Here is a 19,160-nt window from a genome sequence, read left to right on the forward strand (position 1 = left end):
TTCCCCACTCTATCGTAATATTCACGAAACCGTCCCCCTCTCAAGCCACTGCGCTGCCATATCCCTTGCATATTCATCCTCTGCATGGACAGCTATTCCCCCTAACACGCCTTTACCATTCTTAAGACGGAGAAGGGATTGAGCTGCCCCGGACCTGACATAAAAGGACGGGTCGCTCATAAGTTCCAGTAAATATGGGGTCAGTTCCGGGGAACGGATGTATTCGCATGCTTTAATGGCCATTAACCGTTCCTGCCACGAGTCTGCTCGTAAGTGAACGGAAAGTTCCGGTATATCAAGATAGAATTCCATCCCCACCACTGCCTTCAACGCACGGACCCGGAGCTCAGTGGAGTCCCCTGTCAATAACTGCTGCAGGAAAGCAATATGCTCCATTCTATTCTTCACGCCGATTGAATCGATGAGGGCATATTTCATCACATCAGGAAGCTCGTCAAAGACGTGGACCAATGGCTGGAACTGATCTTTCCCGAATGACTGAAACAGCAGGCTGTACTCAAATTCCGTCAGTTCATGTAAAGGATCTGTCAGTCGTGGAAGCAGATCACGGTCATTGAAGAGCACATCTATTTTCAATAATTGAATTTCTTCCGATTTACTGATGGAACGGGATTCCCGAAGTTCTCTCAACGGCTCTCTCATACTACTCATTCTGAAATCCTGTATCCAATAAAGAGCATTCATCCGGATACTCCATCTTCTGTGCCTCAACTGAGACAGAATGAACGGCTGGAGATGGTCTTCCGCAAACCCCTGTAACCTCTTGAGAATGTCTGGTGAGGAAAGAACCTTTGAAAAGCCGGCCAACAGCTCCACCAATGCCCGGGTTTCCAGGGGGGAACTGTTCAGGAATCTCTCATCCCCGACACCTTCATGTAAATATTGGAAAAGGGCTAATTGATAGTCTTCTTTATACCGCTCGACTTTCGCCCGATTTTTATTCACAATCATTTTCTTTATGATTAAATACAGGCAAAGGCCCGTCAACACAAACAGCAAACTCACCAGCACAATAGAAAAATAATAAATTTCCTTCGAAAACAATTACCTCATCCTTCTCAGCATTTGACCCAAACGGGCCTCAAGCTCTAATAATTTAAAGGGCTTTGTCATATAATCATCCGCTCCAAGCTGAAGGGATCTTGAAATGTCCTTTTCACTCTTCCTTGATGTCAGCATAAGGACCTTATATCGGTCGGAATCACTTTTTGAACGAATGCTTTCCAATACCTCCAAGCCATCCATCTTCGGCATCACCCCGTCTAAAATCACGAGACAGGGGTGTGTGGCATGCCAGTCGGACCCCACAAAGGCAGCTCCATCATTGAATGTCTGGATGTCGTACCGGGTATGCGCCTCCCCAGGCAGTTTCGATACGATGTCCTTCATCACGGTCCGGATGATCGGATCATCATCCACGATGGCAATCTTGATCGTTTTATGAGGGATATTCTCCCGTGATTTCCCATCGATCTTCACGTTGTTCCTGCCGCTTTCCTTTGCTTCATAGAGGGCCTGATCAGCCAGTTTAACCCACATATCAAAGGGCTTCGTCGGATCTGCGATTTCCGCCACACCTGCAGAGAATGTACAGGAGAATTCCTCTTCTGCCCCGAACAAGATTTGATTGAACCCCTTACGTATATCATCGACCAGGGTGAACGCTTCTTTTACTGAAGTATGGGGGAAAATGATGACAAATTCTTCCCCGCCAAAACGAAAGACCGTGTCCCCGATTCTCGTTTCTGACTTCAGGTGTGAAGCGAATTTCTTTAATACTTCGTCCCCCACCAGGTGACCATAGCTGTCGTTCACTCCTTTGAAATGATCCAAGTCCAGAACGGCCACACAATAGGAGTTGCCTCTTCGTGCCCACTCACTTTGCAGTTGGGCATACGCCTGCCCCAAGTATTTACGGTTATACACATGCGTCAATTCATCGATCAGGACCAATTCTTCCATCTGCTTTTTTCGTTCCATCTGCCTTTTCACACGCACAATGAACTCATCCAGATCAAAGGGCTTAGAAATAAAATCGTCGGCCCCCATCTGATAACTTTTGATACGGACGTCCTTACTGTTCTCCGCACTTACCATGATCGTTGGGATGAACTGCTGCTTCAGCTTTTTCTTGAAAAAGTCCAGCACTTCAAATCCATTCGTACCATCCATATGAATATCGATTATGGCACAGTCAGGCTTCACGTCGTAGTAGGACATGACGGCCTTATCAGGGTTGGCGATGGGTACCACATACCATCCTATTTTCTCCAGTTCTTCCTTCATGTACATGAGGAAAGAGGTGTCATCATCAATGAGCAACAAGACAGGTTCTTCCCCGGTCCTTGTTTGCTTTCCTGGAAATACCTCCGTAGACTCTTCTTCATACTGATAACAGAATTGGATGATATCAAACAATTCTTCCTTCACTTCTGAAGTCGTCCACATCCGCTCTTCTTGTTCTTCATATTGCCCCATCAATTCCCGGGCCCGGTTACCGATTTTATGTAATCCTAGCACCGAAGCAGATCCGGCCATAGAATGGATGAACCGGTATACTTCTTCATGGGAGATGGAAACGGAGGCCTCCCACTCTTGTAATTTTTTTCGTACATTATTAAAGAAATGCTTTGTGTATTTTTCCATTCGGCATCGTCTTCCTTTATCGTAAACTTCTGATTCCCGGCATCCTTTTAAACGTATGCCGTACAAACAGGAAAATCATGACTCTTATAAATTTGTAAGAATTTTCATCAAACTTTTTTCATTATACTCCCATATTTACTAGTTTGATAGGGGGTGAGAAAAAATCTTTTCGGTCTTATTGGACATGTTAACCAAGAAGTCCTGAAAGGTATAATGTAACAAAATATTCCATTAACATCCAACCAGGATATTGAAAAATGAAAAAAAGGGTCTAAAGAAGTATGATCACACTGTTTCAAAACAAGCACAATAAAAAAAGCCAATGCCCACTCCCTGGTCATTAGCTTTCCATTGATATGAAGTTGATCTTATGCTTCTTTTTGTACAAATCGCTCCAGGGCAACCAGTGCTTCTTCTTCGTCACTTCCGTCCGCTACTAGCGTAATGGCAGAACCTGTTGAAATGGCTAAACTCATTAAGCCCATGATGCTTTTTGCATTGACTTTCTTTCCATCCTTTTCTAAGAAGATTTCAGATGAGAAGCGGTTCGCCTCCTGAACAAATAATGCCGCCGGGCGTGCCTGAAGACCTGTTTTCAATTTTACTTCCACTTGTTTTTCCACCATAATCATTTCTCTCCCCTTTGCCCAAAATTTACACTTTCTCTCCCGCTCGGAGTTTCTCAGCAAGCTGGTCGATTTTCCTTAAGCGGTGATTGATACCTGATTTACTGATGGTGCCGCCTGACACCATTTCCCCTAGTTCTTTCAATGTAACGTCTTGATAATTCACTCGTAATTCTGCAATTTCTCTTAGTTTATCGGGTAAAACCTGTAATCCTACATGCTTTTCAATAAACTTGATGTTCTCGACCTGCCTTAAAGCAGCACCGATGGTTTTATTTAAATTAGCCGTCTCACAATTCACAAGGCGATTAACGGAATTTCTCATATCCCTGACAATCCTTACGTCCTCAAATCGGAGAAGGGCATTGTGGGCCCCGATGATATTTAAGAATTCCGTGATTTTCTCTGCTTCCTTCAAATACGTAATGAAGCCTTTTTTGCGTTCAAGGGTTTTACTATTCAACCCGAAGGAATTCATCAGCTCGGACAACGCATCGTTGTGTTCAGAATAAAGAGAAAAAATTTCTAAATGATAGGATGAAGTTTCCGGATTGTTAACAGAGCCTCCTGCAAGGAACGCTCCCCTTAAATACGAACGTCTGCAGCACTTCTTCTTAATCAGGTCTTCCGATATATTATGAATAAAGGTGAAACCTTCACCTAGAATTTTCAAATCCTCGAGAATCATCTTTGAATCTTCTTTGATTCGTACAATGTAGACATTGTTTTTCTTTAACCGCATCTTCTTACGCACTAAAAGCTCTACCGGGGTGTCGTATCCCTTTTTGATTAATGTATAGATTCTCCTGGCAATGGCGGCGTTCTCTGTTTGAATATTTACGACGAGCTTTTGATTCGAGAATGACAATGAACCATTCATGCGAATCAATGCGGATAATTCTGCATTCGCGCAGCAATCCTTTACTTCAATGTTCGTTAATTCTTTTTTCGTTTCGGACGCAAACGACATCCCCATCACCTCCTAGCAAACGCTTGCACAACCTTATACAAAGGAAATTTCCGTAGTTTATCTGGTTGATTTTTTTAGATAAGAATAAATGATATCAGCGACCTTCTCAGTGTTATGACGAACAAGATGGTTGTCATAGGAGAGAATCTCTTCTGCAATCACTTCTAAGCCCATGGACTTTAATTTTTCTAGATCAAAGTGAACGGGCCTCGCTTGTTCTTCATTATAACGGGCCTGCACCTCTTTCGGTACCTGCTTTTTATTGACTAAGATATAATCAATGCTTGGCGTTTCCAGGTGATCGTATAAAGCCTTCACATGATCACTTGCTGAATAGTCCAGTGTTTCCCCTGCCTGGGTCATGATGTTGCAGATATACATCTTCTTCGCTTTCGCCCGGCATACCGCTTCACCAATCCCCGGAACAAGGAGATTCGGTAAAATACTAGTATATAGGCTTCCCGGTCCCATCACAATTAAATCGGCTTCCCTAATGGCACGCAAGGTTTCTCCCAACGGCTTGATGCTATCCGGCTTTAAGAAGACCCTTTTGATCTTCTTCCCGGCTTTCGGAATGGCCGATTCTCCAGTGACGATCGTCCCATCCTCCATCTCCGCCTTTAAGATGACACTTTGATTCGCCGAAGGCAAGACCTTCCCCTTCACATTCAATACTCTGCTCATTTCCTGAATCGCATGAACAAAATCACCGGTAATGGAAGCAAGGGCAGCAATGATCAGGTTTCCTAACGCGTGACCGGAAAGTTCATTCGTTGTTTCAAAACGATGCTGAAACATTTGTTCCACCAGTGGCTCCACTTCTGAAAGGGCAGCCAGGACATTCCGTATATCCCCTGGAGGGGGAATATCCAAGCTGTCCCGCAAACGACCTGAGCTGCCACCGTCATCAGCGACAGTGACAATGGCCGATATATCTATAGGGTGTCGTTTTAATCCACGAAGAAGGACGGGCAAGCCCGTACCTCCTCCGATCACGACGACCTTGGGTGTATGTGTCATGTTGTTAGACCCTTTCTCTTCTGAATATCCCGATGAGAAATTTTTGTTTGATAGTCTTTTTCAAAATGATGGCCAAGATATTCTGCTAATGCAACCGATCGATGCTGCCCGCCTGTACAACCAATCGCCACCACAAGCTGACTCTTTCCTTCCCGCTTGTACTGAGGAAGCATGAACGAGAGTAAATCGGTCACTTTCTCGATGAATTTATTCGTTTCATTCCATTTCAACACGTAGGTGGACACTTCTTCATCCAACCCCGTTTTCGGACGCATGTGATCGATATAATGCGGGTTAGGCAGGAAGCGTACATCAAACACCAAATCGGCATCGATCGGGATACCGTGCTTGAAACCGAAAGACACGACATTCACCGTGAAAATCGTCTTTTTATTCACCGAGAATTCCGTTAGAATCTTCTCCCGAAGCTCTCTTGGCTTCATGGTTGAAGTTGTATAAATCAACTGCGCGCGCCCCTTCAATTCTTCAAGGAGCTCCCTTTCCTGACGGATCCCCTCGAGAGGCAGTCCCGATGGAGCCAGCGGGTGGGATCTGCGCGTTTCCTTGTAGCGTCTCACAAGGGAAGAATCATCTGCATCAAGGTATAGTACCTGCGGTGTGACCCAAGAGGTTTCCGCCAATTCATCCAATGCCTTAAATAAATGATCAAAGAATTCTCTTCCCCTAAGGTCCATAACAAGCGCGACCTTATTCATTTTATTACCGGACTCTTTCATCAGTTCCAAAAATTTTGGCAGAAGAGTCGGCGGCAGATTGTCCACACAGAAGAATCCTAAATCCTCGAAGCTCTGAATGGCAACGGTTTTTCCAGCTCCGGACATCCCTGTTATGATTACTAATTGAACATCGTTTGTAGAACCTGTACTCATACTCTTCCCCCATTTTTTCGTAATGTTCTATTTAAAAAGTTCGTTAACTTGGATCTAATCGATAAGACAATAACTTAAAATCAGGAGTATAGGTAAACGTTCCATAAATCGTATTCTTTCCGTGTAAGAGGTAATCCAGGATATGATAATCCCCTTCAGCCATCGGGAGGTCCTTAATATCCTCGATCGGATGCCATTTAATCTTGCCTTCCTCTGATTCCTGGAGGTTGACGCCATCCGCTTCGGTTGCAAAGAAAGAGAACATCATCCACTCCGATGCAATCTGATCGCCATCTTTAATAATGAACGTAAAGACGCCTTTCAAGTCAGGATTCTTCAAATAGATGCCTGTCTCCTCACGATACTCTCGAATGACGGCATCCCTGATCGATTCACCGGACTCCATCTTTCCACCCGGGGCGACCCACCAGTTCCTTCTTGGCTTTTGGAGAAGGAGCACCTTGTCTCCATCCAGATATAAACAATTTGTGACACGTTGCACTACCTTCACCTCAATCTTGATGAATAGGGATGCAATGAATACATTCATCCCACTTTCAGTCATTCTCATTCCTTATATTATACTATGATTGTAGACAAGCTACAATGTCTTGGCTTGCTGTTTGAAGGTTGTCGATTGAAATCGAAAGATATTGGGACAGGTTTTGACATGGTGAGGAATTGTAAATAATAGGTACAGACCTATCGGAGTCACTATAACAGGAAAAAAAACAAAAAAAAATAGACACAGGCGAGTCCTGTGTCGTCTACGGGATTTATTACTTAAAAGGGGGTCAATTTCTTATTCTCTATATTACCCGAAAATTGTTTCACTAGTGTTACAACAGATTTAAAACGGTATTACGGAATTGTTAATGTTTCAAAGAGGTTTTTGCAAATTCTCTCGAAAGCTAACGAATCGTGTCAAAACAGGGTTAAAAGTCATAATTCTTCATGATTTGATCTGCGATTAATTCATACCCTTTCCCATTTGGATGAAGGGAATCATGGAAATAGTTTTCCTTGGACTTCCCTTTGAATAATGGATTCGTCGATACGTACTTCACATTGTCATGTTTTTCTGCTTCCTTCATCATCGACTTATTCCAATCCTCGACGTACGCTTCGATTTTGTCGCTGTCTTTGTCCGGGTACGGGTTGTATAAGCCCAAAACGATGATATCCGCTTCTTTGCTCGCTGTCCCGACAATGTTCAGGATCTTATCCAGATGGTCGAGATAGTCCTTTTTTGCATCCATGATCTCATCATGGTGTAAAGGGAATAAGTCTCCACCATTGTTCTTGATTAAATCATTCGTTCCAATGTTGATGATATATACATCCGCCTCACTTAAATCCTCGGCCACCTCAGGCTTTACGATTTGACCGAGCAACTGATCCGACTGCTGCCCTGGTACTCCAAGGTTTTGGAAGTTATACGACAACTTTGTATGTTTTTGATTTACTTTCTCTTCTAAACGTCCTATATAACCCGCTTCCTCTTTATCACCATATCCATAGGTGAGGGAATCTCCCAATGCAATCACGCGCTTCTTCGATGATGATTGGGTCTCATCTGCAAAAAAACTGAAATAGGTGATGGGAATAAGGGCAAACAGTGCGATCACAGCTGCGACCTTCAAAATTTTCATGGTTGATCCGACCTTCCAAAATAAACTGGGATGACTTTCATAATAGTGGTTATTCCCTCTTAATGAAGTTGTAATCCTGTTTATTTATGGAAGTTGCCTGATGAACGGTCGGTTCTTCATTTCTTTTAATGATGGCTTCGAGGAGCGTAAACTTTTTGGGTAGAGGAAAGTGTCTTGTAGATGCTATTTGTATGGATTTGAGTCCTCTTTAAGTGGAATGCGTCGATTGGCGGCATATTTCTAAGGGAATTTCCCTTAGTGAGCAGTTGTTCTGTATGCAGAGTAGGGTATTAATAGAGGTTTAGTTGAAAAAATTCAGCCGTTTTCGGTGATAATTGAGCCGGAATTGATAAAAATCCAGCCGTTTTCGGCATTAATCCGGCCGATATCAGGATTAATTCAGCCGTTTTACTTTTTTAACCACAAAAAAGCATCAAATACCCACCCTACACATTTTGCTGATTCACAAAACCCCGTCAAAAACGAGCTTCACTCCGGAGGTCCGTCCCCCTTACTTCTTCTGAACACCAAACCGCGCATTGAGTTGACCCCTTATCATTTTTTGCTTTGCTTCTTTTCTTTCTTTTCTGGTTAATTCATGTTTGATTTCTTTTGTGGTGACCCCTTCTTCTCGCTGGTCGGCGATATCCATTAGTCGTTCTACGTCGGAGAAGGAGTATTTGCGATAGCCCCGATTGGAACGCTGTGGAAAGATCAGATTCTTCTCTTCGTAATAACGGATCTTCCTCTCGGTCAATCCGGTCAATTCACTGACGACACCGATTGATATCACTTTTTTATCCTTATAGGAAGGTTCATTCTCCACGTTCTCCTCATCCTCCTGAGCAGGGAATATCTTGATTATACATGTACCTCTGACTGATTTGGACTATTATGTTAGAAAACCTCACAAAGAATTCTAAATTGGAAGAAAACTTAACGAACTAGAAGATTTCTACATTCATTCCCCTTACACTATGGGTAAGAATCCAAAAGGAGTGAACACGCATGCCATTTTTACGTGAAGCCGTTGAAAAGCAGAGGCAACAATTTATTCGTCGGTTAGTAGAAGCTGGTGTTTACAAGTCATGTGATGAAGGATTGAAGAAGCTGACGTTGTCGGAATTGGTGTATGTATTTAACAAGCATAAGAAGAATTAGTTCATAAAAAAAGCCTTACGAAAGGATTTCTCCTTTCGTAAGGCTTTCTAATTTAACCGTTTTTGACTTTTTCTTTCAGCTCTTCGATATAATGCTGAGCCGTTTGAGCGGCGATACTGCCGTCACCCGTTGCTGTAACGATTTGGCGGAGTTGCTTTTCACGGACATCTCCGGCTGCAAAGATTCCAGGAACCTTTGTTTCCATTTGTTCGTTTGTTTCAATGTAACCTTCGGAGTTGATGATTCCAAGGTTAGCAAATGGCTTTGTCAGTGGAAGCATTCCGATGTAGATGAAGACACCATCCGCTTGGAAATCTGTTTCTTCTCCATTTTCTGTGGAGACAAGGGTCACACTGCCCACTTTTCCATCTTTGTCGTTGATTTCTTTAACCGTGTGGTTCCAGATGAAATCAACTTTCTCGTTATCAAATGCACGCTGTTGCAGGATCTTCTGAGCACGAAGCTCACCGCGGCGGTGAACGATCGTTACTTTGTTAGCAAATCTTGTCAGGTAAACCCCTTCTTCTACAGCGGAGTCTCCTCCACCTACTACAACAAGGTCTTTTCCTTTAAAGAATGCTCCGTCACAAACTGCACAATAAGATACTCCGCGTCCGCCAAGCTCTTTCTCGCCTGGTACACCGATTTTTTTGTATTCAGCACCCGTCGTGATGATGACGGCACGCGCTTTAAATTCTTTTGAACCGGTTTTGACGATTTTGAAGTCTTCTCCGTCAACGATCTCTTTAATATCCCCGTATGCGTATTCCGCACCGAATTTCTTTGCATGATCAAACATTTTATTTGAAAGATCAGGTCCAAGAATATGGTCGAAGCCTGGATAGTTCTCCACTTCTTCCGTATTCGCCATTTGGCCACCCGGCACTCCTCTTTCAAGCATAAGCGTTGAAAGACTTGCGCGAGACGTATAAACAGCTGCAGTCATTCCTGCAGGGCCTGCACCTACAATGATTACATCATAAATTTTTTCTTCAGACATAATGACATTCTCCTTCCGAAACAGTCGTAAGCATATTCTTTATTAAAATACTATGGTTAGAGGTTGTAATGGTGCTGAGCCTTCCACCCATAGTATTAACTTCCTACACCTATCCTATAAAAAATAGGGTCATATCGTCCAAAAATATGCTCACGGAAGGTAACTCTCAACGACTGCAATGTATTTTGTCAACGTACTTGTGGATAAGTTGAATCGATCACATAGCTGCTTCTTCGTGATCTTTTCATTTCGCAGCCTACTCCAGACGAATTCTGTCGCTGCTGCAAAAGCTTTGGCATTCTTGAAGGTTTCCCGTTCTTTTATGCCTCTGTATGCGATCGTGAACCAAGTTAGGAACAATCCGGACTCCACGCTCGTAATCGGACGGTGACCGCCGTAAAGGTGAAGGGCCACTTGATGCATATTCTGTATCTCCTGGTTCACTTTGATCGAGCTGTTTCCGTTGCTGTTCAACACCTGTGCCAAATACACCTTCTCGACAATGGAAAGGTCCTCAACATCACAAAAGTCGGCGTGAGTCAGGATGGCTCTTTGATTATCGGAGATGGACGTAAGAAATAGACCAAATAACTTCTCTTCGGTATATTCACTTTGCAGCTTTTTTAAAATCGATGTGACGTGATTTTCAAAGCCCTCTGCCTGCTTTTGGTCGTTCCAAGGCTCGAGTCCTTCTTTTTCAGGATTGATATCAAGTACCCTTTTCCACGCATTGCGGGCAGTATCCTCATGACCCGTTTCATAAGCAGAATAAGACAACCAATAATAAAAGCTCGCATCGCCCTCGAAGCCAATCTTCTGAAGGGACTTCAACCAATCATACGCCCGCTTCGAATGACCAACAAGCGCAAACGTGGCCCCGAGCTTGTAACGATGCTCATGAAGTAGGGGACGGACCTTCTCAAGACCCCGGATCAATTCATCCAGCTCGTCATGACGCTTTTGGTAGAAATAAAAAACAGCCGTATTGCACAAGGCATGAAGATTCCCGGGATTCTTCTCCAGCACCTCTTCCAACGTAGCAGCTGCTTGATCGACTTCTCCTAAATAGAAGTAGGCAAGTGCCAGATTATTATAAGCTGACCAAAATTCCGGATAATCTTGAATGACCTTCTGTAAGGTATCCACGGCTTTTTGAAAATGTCCTGATTCAAGAAGATCTCTTGCTTTCTCCTGTTGGACGATGAGCTCATCATGCTCATATAAATCGTCCACAATCAGATCGGAATCGAGCTCCAGAAGTTCTAATAAGTCTTCTGCATCCTCGACGAATTCACCATATTCTTCTTTGTCAAGATAAGCTGAAACCTGTTCGTACGCCTCTTTGAATAAGCCTAAATGGGCATAATTGTTGGCCAGAAAATAATGACACTCTGACATTCTTGGATCCAAATCATCCAAGATTTGATGCAATAAATCATTGGAACGCTTGTATTCACCAAGCTCTGTATACACAATCGATAATTGACAGGCAATCATCGGTTCTACTGGTTCTAATTGAAATGCTCTATTTAAATATTTTAATGATTTCTTAAGCTCTCGACGTTGATAAGCCTTCATCCCTTTGTTGTAGTAATACTCGCCAGTCGGGACAAAAGACAACACTTTCGCTTGCTCACTACCTAATTTTGACCCTTTTCTCATCAAAGTCCTCCGAAACGTTCATAGTATAACTACAGTAGTATATCATACAATACCCCTGTACTAAACTACCATATTTTGAAGGACGGACCTTTGCGCATGCGCAAAGGTCCGTCCCTCAGGGAGTTATTTATTATGACGTTCCACAAGTACTCCTAGTACATCATCGAGTGGAAGTTTTTGTTCTCTTAATAGGACGAGGACGTGATAGAACAGGTCGGCGACTTCCCATTTCAGTTCTTCAGTGTCCCTGTTTTTCGCGGCGATGATCACTTCTGACGCCTCTTCGCCTACTTTTTTAAGGATTTTGTCTACACCTTCTTCAAAGAGATATGTCGTGTATGCTCCCTCTGGTCTATCGATTTCACGATTTTCAATGAGTTTTTCCAGAGTAAGGAGGATATTTTCTGTTGATGATGCCTCATCCCCATACACTCCTCCATGAAAGCAGCTCTCTTCACCTTTATGACAGGCAGGACCTTTTTTATCGACGAGGACCAGGATGGCGTCTTTATCACAATCCCACGTGATATTCTTGACCTTTTGGGTGTTACCGCTTGTCTCTCCTTTATGCCACAGCTCCTGGCGTGAACGGGAGTAAAACCACGTTTCCCCTGTCTCAACCGTTTTTTTGAGAGACGTTTCATTCATATAGGCCAGTGTCAATACTTCTTTAGTCAAAGCGTCCTGGATGATGGCAGGTACCAATCCTTTGTCATCATACTTAACGGATGCGATCCAATCGTCATTTGTCATCGTACATGCACCTCCTGCTCTCTTAAGTAGCTCTTTACTTCTTCAACGCTCGTTTCTTTATAGTGAAAAATGGAGGCAGCTAGGGCCGCATCGGCCTTGCCTTCCGTGAATACTTCCTTGAAGTGCCCCGCATTACCTGCGCCGCCTGAAGCAATCACCGGTATCGAAACCGCTTCACTTACTGCCTTCGTCAGGGCCAGATTGAACCCCTGCTTTTCTCCATCGCTATCCATGCTGGTTAACAAGATTTCCCCCGCACCGAGAGATTCCACTTCTTTCGCCCATTCAACGGCATCCAGGTCTTTCAGCTTTCTGCCTCCATGGGTGTAAACTTTCCAACCTTTGCTCTCTTCATCATACTTGGCATCGATGGCCACTACGATACATTGAGATCCGAAGTAATCGGCCCCTTCACGGACAAGCTCTGGACGCAGGACGGCTGCAGTGTTAAGGGATACCTTATCTGCCCCTGCCCGCAGGATGGCTTTCATATCTTCGACTGAGTTAATCCCTCCACCTACTGTAAAAGGAATCGCTAATTCGGCTGCCACATGTTGAACGACCTCGACCATGGTTTTTCTGCCTTCGTGGGAGGCGGATATATCCAGGAATACAAGTTCATCGGCACCCTGCTCGTCGTATACCTTGGCAAGCTCAACGGGGTCGCCTGCATCTCGCAGCTCCACAAATTGAATGCCTTTTACCACCCGGCCATCCTTCACGTCCAAACAAGGGACGATACGTTTCGTTAACATGTTTTCACCTCATTTATAGCTTCACTCACCGTGAACTTTCCTGTATAAAGTGATTTTCCACAAATCGCACCGGAGACGCCTCGGTTTTCGTATTGCTTTAAAGTCTTCAGATCTTCAAGTGAGCTGATGCCTCCAGACGCAATCACTGATTTCCCCGTTTGTTCGGCAAGGTCCACAACCGCTTCAACATTGGGACCAGATAGCATTCCGTCTGTGGCAATATCGGTGAAAATGAACGTTTCAGCGCCGGCTTCAGCCAGTTCTTTTCCTAGATCGACCGCTTTAAGGGCAGACGTTTCCAGCCATCCGTGCGTTGCCACATAGCCATCCTTTGCATCGAGTCCAATGGCAATCTTATCACCATATTCCGACAGCCATTCCTTCACTAATCCTGTGTTGGAAACAGCGATACTGCCAATGATCACACGGTCGACGCCCCGGCTTAAATAGTGCTCGATATCCTCTTTGGAGCGGATGCCTCCCCCGATCTGCACCTTGGCATCCAACCTTTCAGCTACGGCAATCACGAACTCATCATTGATCCGGGAGCCTTCCTTCGCCCCATCAAGATCCACCATATGAATCCACTCGGCCCCTTCCTCAGCGAATTTCTTCGCCATATCAAATGGGGAGTCTCCATAAACCGTTTCCTGATTATAATCACCTTGAACGAGACGGACGCATTTTCCGCCCCGCATATCGATGGCTGGATAAATCGTAAAACTCATGAGACCGCCTCCTTCACTCGTTTTGTAAAGTTTTCTAACAGCTTCATACCAAGCTCTCCGCTTTTTTCAGGGTGAAACTGCATGCCATATATATTTTCCCGGCTCACGACTGCCGGAATTGCGACTCCCGCATAATCAGCACTTGCAGCAATCACGTCTTGAGATCCTTCGTGCACATAATAGGAGTGAACGAAGTACACATAGCCTTCTGATAACCCTTCTAAAAGGGAAGATTTTTTTTGGTACCGCAGAAGATTCCATCCCATGTGGGGGACTTTGAAAGAGTTTCCTTGGCTGTCCTTTTTCGGGATGTGAAGCACTTCACCGGGAAGCAGGGCCAAGCCATTCGTCCTTCCATTCTCCTTGCTTTCCTCGAACAGGAGCTGCATGCCCAAACAAATGCCTAAGAGCGGCTTCCCGCTTTGGGCAAAAGTGAGGATGGTTTCTTTTAAATGTGTGGTTTCGAGAAGGTTCATAGCATCTTTAAATGCTCCCACTCCCGGTAATATCAACCCATCTGCGTTCAGTAATTCCTCTTGTTGATCACTGATGAAATAAGGAACGTTCAACCGTTCAAGTGCTTTACTGACGCTGAACAGATTCCCCATCCCATAGTCTACAATGCCGATCATGAATTATAACATTCCCTTCGTAGACGGAACCCCTTTTACCCGGGGATCGATCGTGGTTGCCTCATCAAGGGCACGACCCAGTGCTTTAAAGATCGCTTCAATGATATGGTGGGTATTGTGACCATAATGAACTATGACATGAAGGTTCATTCTTGCCTCGAGAGCAAGTTTCCAAAGGAATTCATGAACAAGCTCCGTATCAAAGGTCCCGACTTTCTGACTTGGAAGTTCTGCACGGAACTCAAGGTGCGGACGGTTACTCAGGTCAACAACGACTTGAGCAAGGGCTTCATCCATGGGAACCATGGCCGAGCCGTAACGCTTGATCCCTTTTTTGTCTCCCAGTGCTTCCACCAATGCCTGTCCCAAGCAAATCCCGATATCTTCTGTCGTGTGGTGGTCATCCACTTCAATATCTCCATTTGCTTCGATCGTACAATCAAATTGTCCATGTTTTGTGAACAAATCCAGCATATGACTCATGAATGGGACGCCTGTCTCTACTTTAGAGTTCCCCTCTCCATCGATTCCAAAATTCAACCGAATATCCGTCTCATTCGTCTTTCGCACAATCTCTGCACTTCTCACCATGATGTCCTCCTTTTTGGAGGGACGGACCTCTGTGAGGTCCGTCCCCCTAGCTTATTTCTCTTTATCGAATCGAATCTCAACTGCTCTTGCATGGGCTTCCAGTCCCTCTAATCGGGCAAGTTTCGCGATTTTTTGATAATTTTGCTGAAGTGCTGTTTCACTATAAGAAATAACACTTGTCTTTTTCATGAATTCGTCTACATTCAACGGACTTGAAAAACGCGCTGTCCCGTTAGTCGGGAGAACGTGATTCGGTCCCGCAAAATAGTCCCCGACAGGCTCGGAGCTGTAGCGGCCGAGAAAGATCGCTCCTGCATGACGGATTTTGGCCATCGTTTCAATTGGCTTCTCTGTAAGAATCTCCAAATGCTCTGCAGCGAGTTTGTTTACAACATCGATTCCTTCTTCCATATCTCTCGCCACATAGATCGCTCCGTAATCGGTTATGGATCGACGGGCGATCTCTTCACGAGGAAGGGCAGTAAGTTGTTGTTCAACTTGTAAGGAAACGTCCTCAGCAAGTGTCGCCGAATTCGTCACAAGAACGGCAGATGCAAACACGTCATGCTCGGCCTGGGATAGAAGGTCTGCGGCAATTTCATCGGCCCGCTGATGTTCGTCGGCCAGGATCACGATTTCACTCGGACCTGCGATCATATCTATATCCACATCACCGAACACTTCCCTTTTTGCAAGTGCTACGTAGATGTTCCCCGGTCCTGTTATTTTATCCACAGGAGTGATGGATTCAGTCCCATACGCCAGTGCGGCTACGGCTTGAGCCCCACCCACTTTGAAGATGTCTTCCACTCCGGCAATTTTTGCAGCAACCAGGACTCCGGCAGACAGCTTGCCATCCTTACCCGGTGGCGAAACCATCGTGATCCGTTTGACTCCCGCTACTTTAGCCGGCAAGACATTCATTAATACTGACGAAGGATACGCAGCCGTTCCACCTGGCACGTACACGCCGACTGAATCAAGCGGCGTCAGCTTTTGCCCAAGCATCGTCCCATCCTCGTTGGTTGTAAACCATGAGGATCTCTTTTGCTTGGAGTGAAAGTCACGGATATTATCCGCAGCTTCTTCAATGATCGAGACCATCTCAGCATCCATAGAAGCGAACGCTTCCTCAATTTCATCCTGAGACACCTTGTAGTCCTCTAATTGAACCCCATCAAATTTCTCTGTATACTCACGGACAGCCTGATCTCCATTCTTCAGCACAGAAGAAATGATCCCCTGAACCGCTCTACGCTGCTCCTCCGTACCACTATCGATCGAGCGCTTAATCGACGCCCCGCCTATATCCTTAATAATCTTCATACCATTCACCAGCCTTTTACGGGGACGGACCTGCACACGAAGAGCAGATGCCGCGAACCCTATGTAATCTATATTTGGAGGGACGGACCTTGCCGTGAATGGACAAGGTTCCGAACCTCGGAGTCTCTTTATCAGTGTCGCAATCCCTGTATTAACAGGTTCCAGGCAAGGTCCGTCCCTCTTGCCCATTATCCGATGATGCGTGTCAGCCGGGTGACGAGGTCTTCGATTTTTTCGTCTTTCATACGGTAGCTGACGGGATTGACGATGAGGCGTGAGGTGATGTCGACGATGGTCTCGTATTCCACCAGTCCATTTTCCTTCAGGGTCCTTCCCGTTGAGACGATATCGACGATGCGATCAGCGAGCCCGATTAAAGGAGCGAGCTCAATGGAACCGTTGAGTTTAATGATTTCCACTTGCTCTCCCTGCTCCCGGAAATAGGATGAAGCAACATTCGGGTATTTTGTTGCGATTTTCGGTGCCACATCACTCATCTTTGTATCCGGTAACCCCGCTACCGCCAAATAACAACCACTGATCCGTAAGTCCAACAGCTCGTAGACATCCCGTTCTTCCTCGAGCATGACGTCCTTCCCGGCAATCCCTAAATCTGCGACTCCATGCTCCACATATGTCGGAACATCCATCGGCTTCGCCAAAATGAATCGTAAGTCCTCCTGGGGAACTTCGATAATCAGCTTTCTAGAATCATCGAATTCAGGCGGCAGATTGTAATCTGCCTTCCTTAATAGTTCTACTGCTTCTTCAAATATCCTGCCTTTAGGCATGGCAATGGTTAATGAACTCATGATGTCTCACCGCCTTTCCGGTCCTGTCCCACAACGAAGTGAACATTGCTGAAGCCCTTCGTAAACTCATCCACATCTCCTACGCCCTTCCAGTTCTGCAGCACCACTTTAACTTCTTCGCTTCGCAGCTCCCGAGCAAGACCAATAGCCTCTTTCCTGCGCTCATCACTGAACAGCACACATTGCTGAAGAGTGGAAGTTAACTCAACCTGCATCGCTTCAAGCACATAATCGAGACGCAATCCAAAGCCTGTTGCACCGGAGTTCTTCCCGAATTTTTCAAGTAGCTTGTCGTAGCGGCCGCCATTTCCGATTGCAAACCCTACATTTTCTCCGTACACTTCAAATAAAATGCCGGAATAATAACTCATATGGCTCACCAGACTCAAGTCAAACTTCACATATTGCTCCACTTCATAATCTTTTAAAATACTCCAAAGTTCTTTCAGTTGTTCGAGAGCATCAAGCCCTTTTTCCCCCTCTAGAAGGGAATGCGCTTCTCCCAACACATTTTCAGATCCACGCAATTGAAGAAATCGGAATAGTCGCTCTTTATCGATGGACGAAAGCGCCAGCTCATTTACATGTTGACGGTATCCAACATAATTCTTCTCATACAAAAATCTTCTTAACGTATTCGCACGCTCTTCTGTCCCAACGATCTGAGTGAATAGCTCTTGAACGAATCCAATATGTCCGATGGAAATTTTGAAGTTATCCAATCCTGCTTCTTTTAGGACGGATACCATTAACGCAATCACTTCAGCGTCTGCGCTGACCGAGTCATCACCGATGCATTCGATTCCGACCTGCTCAAACTCGGCCGGACGTCCGCCTTCCCGCTGCTGTGCCCTAAACACTGAATTGGAGTATGCCAATCGCAGCGGTGCCTCATCTATTAACAATTTTGACGCGGCGATCCGGGCGATGGGAGCTGTCATATCAGGTCTTAACACGAGGGTATGACCCTGCTGATCCAGGAGTTTGAATAGCTGCTGATCCAAGATGGCAGATGCCTCACCAACCGTTTCATGATATTCAAGGCTTGGGGTTTCAATAAATTTGTAACCCCACAGCTTCATCGTTTGTTCCATTTTCTTTTTCGTCAGATCTTTGATTTCGTATAAATCAGGGAATGTATCTCTCATTCCCAATGGCTTCTCGAACATAAATAACTTAGTCATAAGAACCACCTTTGGCGTATTAATTCATCTATTTTTCCCCGATTCGGGGTTTGCTACTAATTCTCGATTATTCAGAAATCCTTTAGTTCGCTAATGTGCTAATAAAATAAAGTTATTTGTAGTGTAGCGTTTCTTTTTTTATTCGTCAACCGTTTGATTTGCGGATTTTTTTATAAATGAAGGCTCTTTTCGTAAAGTTTTTTGCTATTGTAGATGAGAAAATACTAGTTGATTTCCGCTCCAGGATGCTCGCTTTCCGCGGGGCTGGCGGTGAGCCTCCTCGGCTACGCCTCCGGGGTCTCACCTGTCCAGCTATTCCCGCAGGAGTCGAGCCCCCTTCCGCTCCAATCAACTTTCTGAGCATGAATCCTTAATGTAAAACAAATAAAACAAGTTTTTTAGCAAACAATCTCATTTAAGGTAAGTAGAGATCTTCCTTTTAATAAGAATTATATTTTCAAGTTATATTGTTTTCTGGTACACCTTGAAGCTCTGTCATTAAAATTCTATTAAAGATGTTGAGGGGAACTGCGCAGACTCCGGTGAATTTTGGTCGTGCCGAGACCCCGTTCGGCTAAGCTGAGTAGGCTCAGCCGAACACTAGCAGAAAGTGGAGCAGTTCCCTCATCATCATCCGGCACACACTAATTGACAGAGCCTTACAAAACTTATGATAAAAACAACAATCTTTGCGAAAAGAGCGTAAAACAAAAAAGGCAAAAATAGAACTC

General features: G+C 44.8%; 20 protein-coding genes. 1 reads left to right on the top strand and 19 read right to left on the bottom strand.

Features of this window, described 5'->3' with window-relative positions:
• Window positions 1–21: 21 nt before the first annotated feature.
• From TV75_RS08415 to TV75_RS08455, 9 genes are all read right to left on the bottom strand, one after another.
• Window positions 22–1,065, bottom strand: a complete 1,044-nt coding sequence (locus tag TV75_RS08415) for a HEAT repeat domain-containing protein (RefSeq protein WP_052504469.1) — start codon at window positions 1,063–1,065, stop codon at window positions 22–24.
• Window positions 1,066–2,667 (bottom strand): GGDEF domain-containing response regulator, encoded by a 1,602-nt coding sequence (locus TV75_RS08420; RefSeq protein ID WP_044338283.1) that lies wholly within the window; start codon window positions 2,665–2,667, stop codon window positions 1,066–1,068.
• 368 nt (window positions 2,668–3,035) lie between these two features.
• Complete coding sequence (locus TV75_RS08425) at window positions 3,036–3,293, bottom strand: HPr family phosphocarrier protein (protein WP_044338500.1); 258 nt, start codon at window positions 3,291–3,293, stop codon at window positions 3,036–3,038.
• 28 nt (window positions 3,294–3,321) lie between these two features.
• Window positions 3,322–4,263, bottom strand: a complete 942-nt coding sequence (gene whiA, locus TV75_RS08430; protein ID WP_044338284.1) for a DNA-binding protein WhiA — start codon at window positions 4,261–4,263, stop codon at window positions 3,322–3,324.
• A 57-nt stretch (window positions 4,264–4,320) separates the two neighbouring features.
• Complete coding sequence (locus tag TV75_RS08435) at window positions 4,321–5,283, bottom strand: gluconeogenesis factor YvcK family protein (RefSeq protein ID WP_044338285.1); 963 nt, start codon at window positions 5,281–5,283, stop codon at window positions 4,321–4,323.
• Window positions 5,280–6,173, bottom strand: a complete 894-nt coding sequence (gene rapZ / locus TV75_RS08440) for an RNase adapter RapZ (protein WP_044338286.1) — start codon at window positions 6,171–6,173, stop codon at window positions 5,280–5,282. The genes TV75_RS08435 and rapZ overlap by 4 nt, the downstream gene beginning before the upstream one ends.
• 43 nt (window positions 6,174–6,216) lie before the next feature.
• The gene (locus TV75_RS08445) at window positions 6,217–6,675 is read right to left on the bottom strand and encodes an 8-oxo-dGTP diphosphatase (RefSeq protein ID WP_044338501.1); all 459 of its coding nucleotides are present in this window, start codon (window positions 6,673–6,675) and stop codon (window positions 6,217–6,219) included.
• A 433-nt stretch (window positions 6,676–7,108) separates the two neighbouring features.
• Entirely contained in the window at window positions 7,109–7,825 is a 717-nt protein-coding gene (locus TV75_RS08450) for a GDSL-type esterase/lipase family protein (RefSeq protein ID WP_044338287.1), read from the bottom strand.
• Between the two features lie 511 nt (window positions 7,826–8,336).
• Window positions 8,337–8,651, bottom strand: coding sequence for a MerR family transcriptional regulator (locus tag TV75_RS08455; protein WP_044338288.1), 315 nt, complete (start codon window positions 8,649–8,651; stop codon window positions 8,337–8,339).
• Between the two features lie 182 nt (window positions 8,652–8,833).
• Between TV75_RS08455 and TV75_RS21460 the strand changes: the two genes are divergently transcribed.
• Window positions 8,834–8,986: a Fur-regulated basic protein FbpA gene (locus TV75_RS21460; protein WP_082051203.1), complete on the top strand. Its 153-nt coding sequence runs from the start codon at window positions 8,834–8,836 to the stop codon at window positions 8,984–8,986.
• A gap of 52 nt (window positions 8,987–9,038) precedes the next feature.
• On the opposite strand, the gene trxB is transcribed toward TV75_RS21460, so the two are convergent.
• The 10 genes from trxB to TV75_RS08505 form a co-directional block, all read right to left on the bottom strand.
• The gene (trxB, locus tag TV75_RS08460) at window positions 9,039–9,986 is read right to left on the bottom strand and encodes a thioredoxin-disulfide reductase (protein ID WP_044338289.1); all 948 of its coding nucleotides are present in this window, start codon (window positions 9,984–9,986) and stop codon (window positions 9,039–9,041) included.
• 150 nt (window positions 9,987–10,136) lie between these two features.
• Window positions 10,137–11,648 (bottom strand): tetratricopeptide repeat protein, encoded by a 1,512-nt coding sequence (locus TV75_RS08465; protein WP_044338290.1) that lies wholly within the window; start codon window positions 11,646–11,648, stop codon window positions 10,137–10,139.
• A 123-nt stretch (window positions 11,649–11,771) separates the two neighbouring features.
• Window positions 11,772–12,401, bottom strand: coding sequence for a bifunctional phosphoribosyl-AMP cyclohydrolase/phosphoribosyl-ATP diphosphatase HisIE (gene hisIE / locus TV75_RS08470; protein WP_044338291.1), 630 nt, complete (start codon window positions 12,399–12,401; stop codon window positions 11,772–11,774).
• The gene (hisF, locus tag TV75_RS08475; RefSeq protein WP_044338292.1) at window positions 12,398–13,156 is read right to left on the bottom strand and encodes an imidazole glycerol phosphate synthase subunit HisF; all 759 of its coding nucleotides are present in this window, start codon (window positions 13,154–13,156) and stop codon (window positions 12,398–12,400) included. Before hisF ends, hisIE begins: the two co-directional genes overlap by 4 nt.
• Window positions 13,150–13,884 carry a 1-(5-phosphoribosyl)-5-[(5-phosphoribosylamino)methylideneamino]imidazole-4-carboxamide isomerase gene (gene hisA, locus TV75_RS08480; protein ID WP_044338293.1) on the bottom strand — a complete coding sequence of 245 codons (735 nt, stop codon included), beginning with the start codon at window positions 13,882–13,884 and terminating at the stop codon, window positions 13,150–13,152. The genes hisF and hisA overlap by 7 nt, the downstream gene beginning before the upstream one ends.
• The gene (gene hisH / locus TV75_RS08485; RefSeq protein WP_044338294.1) at window positions 13,881–14,516 is read right to left on the bottom strand and encodes an imidazole glycerol phosphate synthase subunit HisH; all 636 of its coding nucleotides are present in this window, start codon (window positions 14,514–14,516) and stop codon (window positions 13,881–13,883) included. Before hisH ends, hisA begins: the two co-directional genes overlap by 4 nt.
• Before the next feature lie 3 nt (window positions 14,517–14,519).
• Window positions 14,520–15,107: an imidazoleglycerol-phosphate dehydratase HisB gene (gene hisB, locus TV75_RS08490; protein ID WP_044338295.1), complete on the bottom strand. Its 588-nt coding sequence runs from the start codon at window positions 15,105–15,107 to the stop codon at window positions 14,520–14,522.
• A gap of 51 nt (window positions 15,108–15,158) precedes the next feature.
• Window positions 15,159–16,433, bottom strand: coding sequence for a histidinol dehydrogenase (hisD, locus tag TV75_RS08495; protein WP_044338296.1), 1,275 nt, complete (start codon window positions 16,431–16,433; stop codon window positions 15,159–15,161).
• A gap of 188 nt (window positions 16,434–16,621) precedes the next feature.
• A complete protein-coding gene (hisG, locus tag TV75_RS08500) occupies window positions 16,622–17,245 on the bottom strand; it encodes an ATP phosphoribosyltransferase (protein ID WP_044338297.1) in 624 nt (207 codons plus the stop codon).
• The gene (locus TV75_RS08505; protein WP_044338298.1) at window positions 17,242–18,429 is read right to left on the bottom strand and encodes an ATP phosphoribosyltransferase regulatory subunit; all 1,188 of its coding nucleotides are present in this window, start codon (window positions 18,427–18,429) and stop codon (window positions 17,242–17,244) included. Before TV75_RS08505 ends, hisG begins: the two co-directional genes overlap by 4 nt.
• Window positions 18,430–19,160: the final 731 nt, after the last annotated feature.

It is taken from the genome of Rossellomorea aquimaris (assembly GCF_000935355.1).
GTDB lineage: Bacteria > Bacillota > Bacilli > Bacillales > Bacillaceae_B > Rossellomorea > Rossellomorea aquimaris_B.

Coding starts and splice junctions, on each gene's coding strand:
- TV75_RS08450 (WP_044338287.1), bottom strand. CDS start 7,825: ATGAAAATTTTGAAGGTCGCAGCTGTGATCGCACTGTTTGCCCTTATT.
- TV75_RS21460 (WP_082051203.1), top strand. CDS start 8,834: ATGCCATTTTTACGTGAAGCCGTTGAAAAGCAGAGGCAACAATTTATT.
- trxB (WP_044338289.1), bottom strand. CDS start 9,986: ATGTCTGAAGAAAAAATTTATGATGTAATCATTGTAGGTGCAGGCCCT.
- TV75_RS08435 (WP_044338285.1), bottom strand. CDS start 5,283: ATGACACATACACCCAAGGTCGTCGTGATCGGAGGAGGTACGGGCTTG.
- hisH (WP_044338294.1), bottom strand. CDS start 14,516: ATGATCGGCATTGTAGACTATGGGATGGGGAATCTGTTCAGCGTCAGT.
- hisA (WP_044338293.1), bottom strand. CDS start 13,884: ATGAGTTTTACGATTTATCCAGCCATCGATATGCGGGGCGGAAAATGC.
- whiA (WP_044338284.1), bottom strand. CDS start 4,263: ATGTCGTTTGCGTCCGAAACGAAAAAAGAATTAACGAACATTGAAGTA.
- rapZ (WP_044338286.1), bottom strand. CDS start 6,173: ATGAGTACAGGTTCTACAAACGATGTTCAATTAGTAATCATAACAGGG.
- TV75_RS08505 (WP_044338298.1), bottom strand. CDS start 18,429: ATGACTAAGTTATTTATGTTCGAGAAGCCATTGGGAATGAGAGATACA.
- hisD (WP_044338296.1), bottom strand. CDS start 16,433: ATGAAGATTATTAAGGATATAGGCGGGGCGTCGATTAAGCGCTCGATC.
- TV75_RS08420 (WP_044338283.1), bottom strand. CDS start 2,667: ATGGAAAAATACACAAAGCATTTCTTTAATAATGTACGAAAAAAATTA.
- hisIE (WP_044338291.1), bottom strand. CDS start 12,401: ATGACAAATGACGATTGGATCGCATCCGTTAAGTATGATGACAAAGGA.
- hisF (WP_044338292.1), bottom strand. CDS start 13,156: ATGTTAACGAAACGTATCGTCCCTTGTTTGGACGTGAAGGATGGCCGG.
- TV75_RS08425 (WP_044338500.1), bottom strand. CDS start 3,293: ATGGTGGAAAAACAAGTGGAAGTAAAATTGAAAACAGGTCTTCAGGCA.
- TV75_RS08465 (WP_044338290.1), bottom strand. CDS start 11,648: ATGAGAAAAGGGTCAAAATTAGGTAGTGAGCAAGCGAAAGTGTTGTCT.
- hisG (WP_044338297.1), bottom strand. CDS start 17,245: ATGAGTTCATTAACCATTGCCATGCCTAAAGGCAGGATATTTGAAGAA.
- hisB (WP_044338295.1), bottom strand. CDS start 15,107: ATGGTGAGAAGTGCAGAGATTGTGCGAAAGACGAATGAGACGGATATT.